This window comes from Actinomycetota bacterium (assembly GCA_040754375.1).
Lineage (GTDB): Bacteria > Actinomycetota > Acidimicrobiia > Acidimicrobiales > AC-14 > JBFMCT01.
The window spans coordinates 1-7,113 of the sequence record JBFMCT010000074.1 but is presented as its reverse complement, the minus strand read 5'-3'; the positions used below and the strand labels follow the sequence as shown (position 1 = coordinate 7,113).

General features: G+C 75.8%; 6 protein-coding genes and 1 pseudogene. 1 reads left to right on the top strand and 6 read right to left on the bottom strand.

Going from position 1 to position 7,113, the window contains the following annotated elements; genetic code table 11:
• Positions 1-226 precede the first annotated feature (226 nt).
• Positions 227-445 (bottom strand): hypothetical protein, encoded by a 219-nt coding sequence (locus AB1673_17120; protein MEW6155679.1) that lies wholly within the window; start codon positions 443-445, stop codon positions 227-229.
• Positions 446-883: 438 nt separating this feature from the next.
• Here AB1673_17120 and AB1673_17115 point away from each other — a divergent pair, with 438 nt between their 5' ends.
• Positions 884-2,179 carry a DUF222 domain-containing protein gene (locus tag AB1673_17115; protein MEW6155678.1) on the top strand — a complete coding sequence of 432 codons (1,296 nt, stop codon included), beginning with the start codon at positions 884-886 and terminating at the stop codon, positions 2,177-2,179.
• A 303-nt stretch (positions 2,180-2,482) separates the two neighbouring features.
• On the opposite strand, the pseudogene AB1673_17110 reads toward AB1673_17115, so the two are convergent.
• The 5 genes and pseudogenes from AB1673_17110 to AB1673_17090 form a co-directional block, all read right to left on the bottom strand.
• A pseudogene (locus AB1673_17110) lies at positions 2,483-2,710 on the bottom strand (PIN domain-containing protein).
• A gap of 25 nt (positions 2,711-2,735) precedes the next feature.
• Positions 2,736-3,227, bottom strand: coding sequence for a hypothetical protein (locus AB1673_17105; GenBank protein ID MEW6155677.1), 492 nt, complete (start codon positions 3,225-3,227; stop codon positions 2,736-2,738).
• Between the two features lie 35 nt (positions 3,228-3,262).
• Positions 3,263-4,519 carry a nucleotide sugar dehydrogenase gene (locus tag AB1673_17100; protein ID MEW6155676.1) on the bottom strand — a complete coding sequence of 419 codons (1,257 nt, stop codon included), beginning with the start codon at positions 4,517-4,519 and terminating at the stop codon, positions 3,263-3,265.
• A 54-nt stretch (positions 4,520-4,573) separates the two neighbouring features.
• Positions 4,574-6,088 carry a polysaccharide biosynthesis tyrosine autokinase gene (locus AB1673_17095; GenBank protein MEW6155675.1) on the bottom strand — a complete coding sequence of 505 codons (1,515 nt, stop codon included), beginning with the start codon at positions 6,086-6,088 and terminating at the stop codon, positions 4,574-4,576.
• A 110-nt stretch (positions 6,089-6,198) separates the two neighbouring features.
• The coding region (locus AB1673_17090; GenBank protein ID MEW6155674.1) for a hypothetical protein at positions 6,199-7,113 on the bottom strand (915 nt) is incomplete at its 5' end.

The following is a 7,113-nucleotide window of genomic DNA, read 5'->3' as shown; positions in this document are numbered from 1 at the left end:
CTGGGCCGGGCTCGGGCCGCCCGCCTCGGCTGGGCCGGGCTCGGGCCGCCCGCCTCGGCTGGGCCGGGCTCGGGCCGCCCGCCTCGGCTGGGGGCGAATGAGCCTCGTGCTCGACGCTGGGGCGTTCGTCGCCCTGGAGCGCAACGAGCGCCCCATGTGGGCCCGGCTGAAGGGGGCTCTGGAGGAGGCGGGCGTGCCGCTGACCCATGCCGGGGTCGTCGGGCAGCTATGGCGTGGAGGCCCGCGCCACGCCCGCCTGGCCCAGGCTCTCGAAGGTGTCGACGTGCGGCCCCTCGACGAGCCCTTGGGGCGAAGTGCGGGTGTGCTCCTGGCCGCCACGGGCCGACGTGGTGGGCGCTGCCCTCGTACTGCTGGCGGCCGACGGCGACGAGATAGTCACGGCCGACGACGACGACGTGGAGGTCCTGGTCGCGGCGTCCGCCATGTCGAGCTGGTCCGCCCTTGACCGCTGGGGCTGGGGCCGGCCGGACGGGGGACCTTCTGCTGGCCGGGACGGGCCTGCCTGTGGTGACTCGACAACGCCTGGCGGGGGGTGCCGGCGCCTCTGGCCCGGCGCGTTCGGGTCGGGTGCCCGGCCGGTCGTCCGGCTGCGGCGCCTCCTGGCGGTTGGCGACGACGTAGGCGTCGACCCGGTCGTAGGGCGCGAGCCGGCCTTGCTGTGGCTGTGGGAGCAGGGGAGCTGGGAGTGCCATGGCTGGTCCTGGGGGGCGCCCGGTCGGGCGGAGCCCGGTAAGTCCCGAGGCCGAGGCCGGGCGGGGGACCGCTCTGCCGGCGTCCTCCTCGAGCGAGGGCCGGCCCCGGCGCTGGGGGACCGGGCGGGACGGAGCGCAACGATCGGAACATGCGGGTTGACATCGAACGTATGTTCGACTACCATGATGTCATGGCCGGGTTGGAGACGACAGCGGGTGGCGGCGAGCTGACGGCGCTGGGCGAGGCGATCGCCGCCGTGGCCACGGTCCGGCTCGACGACCTGGGCCCGGCCGAGCTGCGGTCGCTGGTGCTCGGCCTGGAGGCGGCCCGCACCCGGCTCGAGGCCGTGGCCCTGGCCGCCATCGAGGTTTTCGACCGCAACGGCGACTGGGCGGCCGACGGGGCCTACTCGACGGCCAACTGGCTGCAGGCCCACACCGGGGCGGCCCGGGCCGTGGTGGGCAGCCGGGCCCGGCTGGCCCGCCACCTGGCGACGATGCCTTTGACGGCCGAGGCCCTGGCCGCGGCCGAGATCACCGAGCCCCATGCCCGGGTGCTGGCCCGGGGCGCCCACCCCCGCACGAGGGAGCTGTTCGCCGAGCACGAGGCCCACCTGGTCGAGTCCGCCCGGCGGCTCAGCGCCGACGACCTGGCCAAGGTGATGGACCGTTGGTTGGCCTTCGCCGACCCTGACGGGGCCGAGCCTCGCCGGGAGCGGCCCGACGAGCTGCACCTCTCCGAGACGCTCGACGGGCGGGTCGTGGGGCGGTTCAGCTTCGGGCGCGAGACGGGGGCGGCCCTGGCCGAGGCCGTCAGGTCGAAGACCGACGAGCTGTTCCACCGCGACCGGCGGGCGCACGAGGCCGACCCCACCGACCCCCTGGCCGACCAGGCCCCGGCCGCCCGGCGGGCCCGGGCCCTGGCCGAGCTGGTCGAGCAGGCCATGGCCGCCGGCGAGGGGTCGCGCCGCCAGCCCTCGTTCACGGTCGTGGTCCGGCCCGGGCCCGCGGGGGACGAGCACTTCGAGACGACCGGTGGCTCGGTGGTGCCCCCCGAGCTGGCGGCCACGTGGTTGTGCGACAGCGAAGTGGCCCGCCTGGTCATGAGCGCCGAAGGCGTCCCGCTGGAGCTGGGCCGCTCGGTGCGCACGGCCTCGGCCGGCCAACGCCGGGCCCTGTGGGCCCGTGACGGGGGCTGCGCCGTCCCCGGGTGCGACCGGCCCCCGGCGTGGTGCGACGCCCACCACGTGCGATGGTGGGACAAGGGGGGCTCCACCGACCTGGCCAACCTCGCCCTGCTGTGCCGCCACCATCACCGGCGGGTGCACGCCGGGGCGCTGGAGATCACGATGGTCGACGGGCTGCCCCGCGTCCTGCGGGCCGACGGCACCGAGGTGCGCCACCCCCGGGCCGGGCAGCGAGGTCGGGGGGCGGCGGCCTCAGGCGCGGAGGCCGAGGCGGCGTGAGGCGCGCCGCCCGCCGTTCGGCCGGGCCTCGGTCCTCCGGGCATCGTGGCGCGGGGCACGACCCCCGTGTGGGGCTGCCGGGTCGCCGCGGAGATGCGTTCGAAGCCGGCGTCGCAGGGCAAGACCGTGGCCCCGTGGTACTCGCGGTCGGCGTCGGTGAGGTAGTCGGGCGTTTCGGAACCCCATGGTCGACGGGATGCCGGGCGTCCTGCGGGCCGCCGGTACCGAGGTGCGATGTGTCCCCGGCGCGGGTAGCGAGGCGCGCCGCCGGCTGGACTGCGCCTCCACGACCCGGACGGATCGTCAGGGGACCGTGCCGCGGGGGACGACCCACGTGTGGGGCTGCCGGGTCGCTGCGGAGATGTGCTCGAGGTCGGCGTCGTAGTGCAAGACCGTGGCCCCGTGGTACTCGGCGACCGCCGCGGTTAGGAGGTCGGTCACGCCGGCAGCCCGATGATCTCCGCGAGCGGCCAAGCGGAGCTGCACGTCCCGAGCGCGTTCGGCGATCGTCCCGTTGATGGGGAGGACGCTCCATGGCCGCTGGGCTGGGGCCGCCCTACTGGCAGTTGTCGACGAGGTAGGCGTCGAGGCGGTTGCTGGCGGCCACGAACTGGGGGGCGGCCAGGGCCAGCAGGGTCGAGGGCGGCAGCCGGCTGATGTCGAAGTCGGCTTGGCGGAAGCCCGCCACCAACTGGGCGAAGGCGTCCCGCAGCAGCACCACGTCGGCGCGGATGGCCGCCGGCGCGTTGTCGGCCGCCTCGGCGATGGCCGCGGCCGCCTCCTCCATGGCCGTGCGCAGGCGGGCCGGGTCGGCCAGAGACGTGTCGACCCGGCCGAAGCGCTCGTGGTAGGTGGCCACGAAGTCGCAGAAGGCGTCCTCGCCCCGGGGACGGCCGATGACCGGGCCGGCCGGCAGGGTGGGCTCGGGGGCGACCGTGGTGGTGGTGGTCGTGGTGAGGGCGGGGACGAAGGGCTCGCCGCTGCCACTGCACGCGCCCAGGGTCGCGACGGCCGCCACCGCGGCTACCACGGCACGGGCGCGGACCATGGACGTCACCCTACAAGTGGGCCGCCGAGGGCCCGTTACAGGTACTCGACGTTGGGCCCGGGGGCCAGGCGGTGGCGGGTGTCGAGCACGTGGCCGGCCTTGGCGGCCACCATCTCGAAGTCGAAGGCGTCGTGGTCGGTGAGCAGCACGACGATGTCGGCCGCCTCCACCTCCTCGGGCGTGCACTGCACCCGGACCACGGCCCGGTCGGCGTGGCCCCGCTCGACGTGGGGGTCGGCCGCCCTGACCTCGGCCCCCATGGCCACCAGGCGGTCGGCCACCACGACCGCCGGGGACTCCCGGTCGTCGCTCGTGTTGCGCTTGTAGGCCAGGCCCAGCAGCAGGGCCCGGCTCCCGTTGACGGCCTGGCGGCGCCGGTTGAGGGCCACCATCACCCGCTGGGAGACGTAGTCGGGCATGTGGTCGTTGACGTCGTTGGCCAGCTCGACGAACCGGAAGGACTGGCCGAGCTGGCGCTTCACCCGCCACGACAGGTAGCTGGGGTCGATGGGCAGGCAGTGGCCCCCGACCCCCGGCCCCGGGGTGAAGGCCATGAACCCGAAGGGCTTCGAACCGGCCGCCGCGATCGACTCCCACACGTCGATGCCCAGGTCGGCCGCGAACATGGCCAGCTCGTTGACCAGGGCCACGTTGACGTGGCGGAACGTGTTCTCCAGCAGCTTGGTGAGCTCGGCCTCCTTGCAGCCCGACACCGGGAACGTCTTGTCGACGATGGTGTCGAAGAACGACTGCACGGCTTCGAGCGAGGGGCCGTCGATGCCCGACACCACCTTGGGCGTGTTGACCAGGGTCCACAGCGGGTTGCCGGGGTCGATGCGCTCGGGGCTGTAGCCCAGGTGGAAGTCGCGGCCGGCCTTCAGGCCTGACTCCCGTTCGAGGATGGGGGCCACCAGCTCCTCGGTGGTCCCCGGGTAGGTGGTCGACTCCAGCACCACCGTGGCCCCCGGCCGCAGGTGGCGCCCGCAGGCCACCGCCCCCTGCTCGATGTAGGACAGGTCGGGCAGGCCCTCGCGCAGTGGGGTGGGCACGGTGATGATGGCCACGTCGAAGCCTGCGCACCCGTCGGGGTCGCTGGTGGCCCGGTAGCGCCCGGTGCCCAGGGCGGCCCGCAGGTCGGCGTCGCTGACGTCCTCCACATAGGAGCTGGCGGCCACCAGGCGGGCCACCCGGCCGGGGTCGGCGTCCAGGCCGACAACCGTGTGGCCGACCTCCACCGACCGCATGGCCAGGGGCAGCCCCACGTAGCCCTGCCCCACGATCACGACCAACATGGCTTCCCGCCGTCCGTTCATGCCCCGAATAATTGCACCTCAGGGCGGGCGCCGTCACCGGCTGGCCGGCCGTCGCTCCCCGGCCGCCTGGTAGCCGTACCCGCCGGGCCCGGACCGGACCTCGCCCGTGCCGTTGACGACCAGGCCGGCCACCGGGGCACGCGCCCGGTCCAGCAGCTCGAGGGCCCGCCGCAGTTGGCGGACCGTCGACAGGCCGGTGCGGCACACGACCACGGTCAGGTCGGCGTGGCCGGCTATCACCAGGGCGTCGGCCACGGCCAGGGTGGGCGGGGAGTCGACCACCACGAACGTGCCGTCTTTGGCCAGGGCGGCGATGACAGCCCCCATGCGTTCGGTCGCCAGCAGCTCGGCCGGCCCGTCGGGCACCGCCCCGGCGGGCAGGACGGCCAGCCGGGCCGCCCCCGGGACGGCCACGGTGACCACGGCGGCGGCCAGCGGGACCGTCCCGGCCAGCACCCCGGACAGCCCGGCCGCGCCGTCGATCCCGAACAGCTCGTGCTGGCGGGGCCGGCGCAGGTCACAGTCGACGACCACCGTGCGCCGGCCGGTACGGGCCATGGCCACCGCCAGGTGGGCAGCCACCGACGACTTGCCCTCGCCCTCGACCGCGCTGGTCACCTGGACCACGCCGGCCGCCCGTTCGACGGACAGGAACGACAGGGCGGTGCGCAGCGTCCTGAAGGCCTCGGCGGCCGCCGACCCCGGGGCCCCGGCGGTCACGGGCTCGGCCGGCCCCGCACGCCGCCAGGCGGCCACCTCGGGCACCATACCGATGACGGGTACCCCGGGGGCGGCCCGGGCGGCGTCCTCGGGGGAACGCACAGACTCGTCCAGGTACTCTCTGAGCAGGGCCAACGCCAGCCCCAGGACCAGGCCGAACGCCGCCCCCACCACGGCCGAGCGCACGGGAACGGGCGAGACCGGGCTGTTCGCGGGCACGGCCACCGAGATCACCCGGGCCCCGCCCTGGCGCAGGGCGCTGTCGACCTGGAGCTGGTCGAGGCGCTGGCGGAAGAGAGCCTGCTGGTCGATGAGCGTGTCCCGCTGGGCGCCGGTGGCCTCCTCCACCTCCCGTTCGAGGGCCGACACCCGTTCTTGGAGCTGGGCGGCGGCCGCCAGCAACTCCTCCACGGCCTGGGCCCGGCGCTGGTCGACGTAGGCCTCGGCGTAGGCGTTGGCCACCTCGGCCGCCCGCTGGGGCTCGGGGGCGGTGGCGATGACCTCGATGACGTCGGTCTGGTCGACCTGGAGGGCGGCCACCGGAGGGGCCTCGCCCACCCGCTGGCGGACGCTGTCGCGCAGCTGGGGGCTCTCGAAGGCCAGGGCCTCGGTCTGCACCACCCGGTTGGGGTCGAGCACGGGCACCCCTGGGCCGAACAGCGAGCTCGACCGGTCGACGGTGACCAGCACACGGGCCCGGGCCTCGTATACCGAGCTGGACAGCAGGGCCCAACCGAGGGCCGTCCCGGCCACCACGGCGGTCACGGCCAGCACCGACCACTTGCGCCGCGCCAGCATGCGCACGTAACCCCTCAGGTCGATCTCCACGACCCCGTCGCTTGTCCCGGGCCCGCCGCTTGTCCCGGGCCCGCCGGCCGGGCCGGACGCCGGGTGGGACGCCGGGTGGTCGCGAGGACCGTGGGGGGCAGGGCCCATGCTCAGGCCCGGCTCCGCAGTTGTGCCCAGGCCCGGGCGGCCAGCACGCACTCGGCTGCAGCCAGGGCGGCCAGGGTGCCCCGGGCTCCCCACAACCAGGCCGCGGGCAGGCCCGCGGCCAGGGCCAGGGCACTGGCGGCGGCCCGCGCCCCCATGAGCCAGCGGGCGGCGTCGAGGGCCCGCAGGCCGGCCACCGCTCCCGCCCCGGCCCCGATGGCCGCCCCGAACAGCGTCAGCCAGGGCATCACGGCCCGTACCGGCCGCCAGCTCTCGGCCAGCAGGTGGGGACCGAACACCGGCAGGGCGGCCCACACGGCCAGCCCGCAGGCCAGTGACAAGAGGGTGAGCCCTCCCGAGAGCCGGGCTGCGAACCTCAACAGCTCGGCCCGGGTGCGCCCGATGCGCACGCTCTCGGGCACGCCCAGGGCGGCCCCGCCCATGAGGACGACGCTGGCCGGGCCGAACAGGGTCTGGGCGGCCCGGAAGTAGCCGAGCTGGGCCGCCCCGGCCAGGGCCGCCAGCCCGAAGCTGAGGGCGTAGTAGGCCCCCGAGTTGGCCGCGAACTCCAGGCCCACCCGCCGGCAGGTGACGGCGTTGTCCCCCAGCCACCGGCCCGCCCCCCGCAGATCGGGACGCACGCCCAACGTGGCGGCGGCGGCGGCGGTCGACACCGCCCCGGCCCCCGCCCAGGCGGCCAGCAGGCTGGTGGCCCCGGCCCCACCGGCCACCACTAGGGCGGCCGCGGCGGCCAGGTAGAGGGCGACCCACAGGCCGTCGGCGAACGCCGCCTTCTCGGGCCGGCCGCGGGCGATGGCCACGTGGCGCAAGGCGTCGTGGCCCAGCAGGACGGGCATGGCGACGGCCAGCACCAGGAGCTGGGACCGCCCCGGGGCCCACAGCAGCGCCGCCGCGGCCAG

Coding starts and splice junctions, on each gene's coding strand:
- AB1673_17120 (MEW6155679.1), bottom strand. CDS start 445: ATGGCGGACGCCGCGACCAGGACCTCCACGTCGTCGTCGTCGGCCGTG.
- AB1673_17115 (MEW6155678.1), top strand. CDS start 884: ATGTTCGACTACCATGATGTCATGGCCGGGTTGGAGACGACAGCGGGT.
- AB1673_17105 (MEW6155677.1), bottom strand. CDS start 3,227: ATGGTCCGCGCCCGTGCCGTGGTAGCCGCGGTGGCGGCCGTCGCGACC.
- AB1673_17100 (MEW6155676.1), bottom strand. CDS start 4,519: ATGTTGGTCGTGATCGTGGGGCAGGGCTACGTGGGGCTGCCCCTGGCC.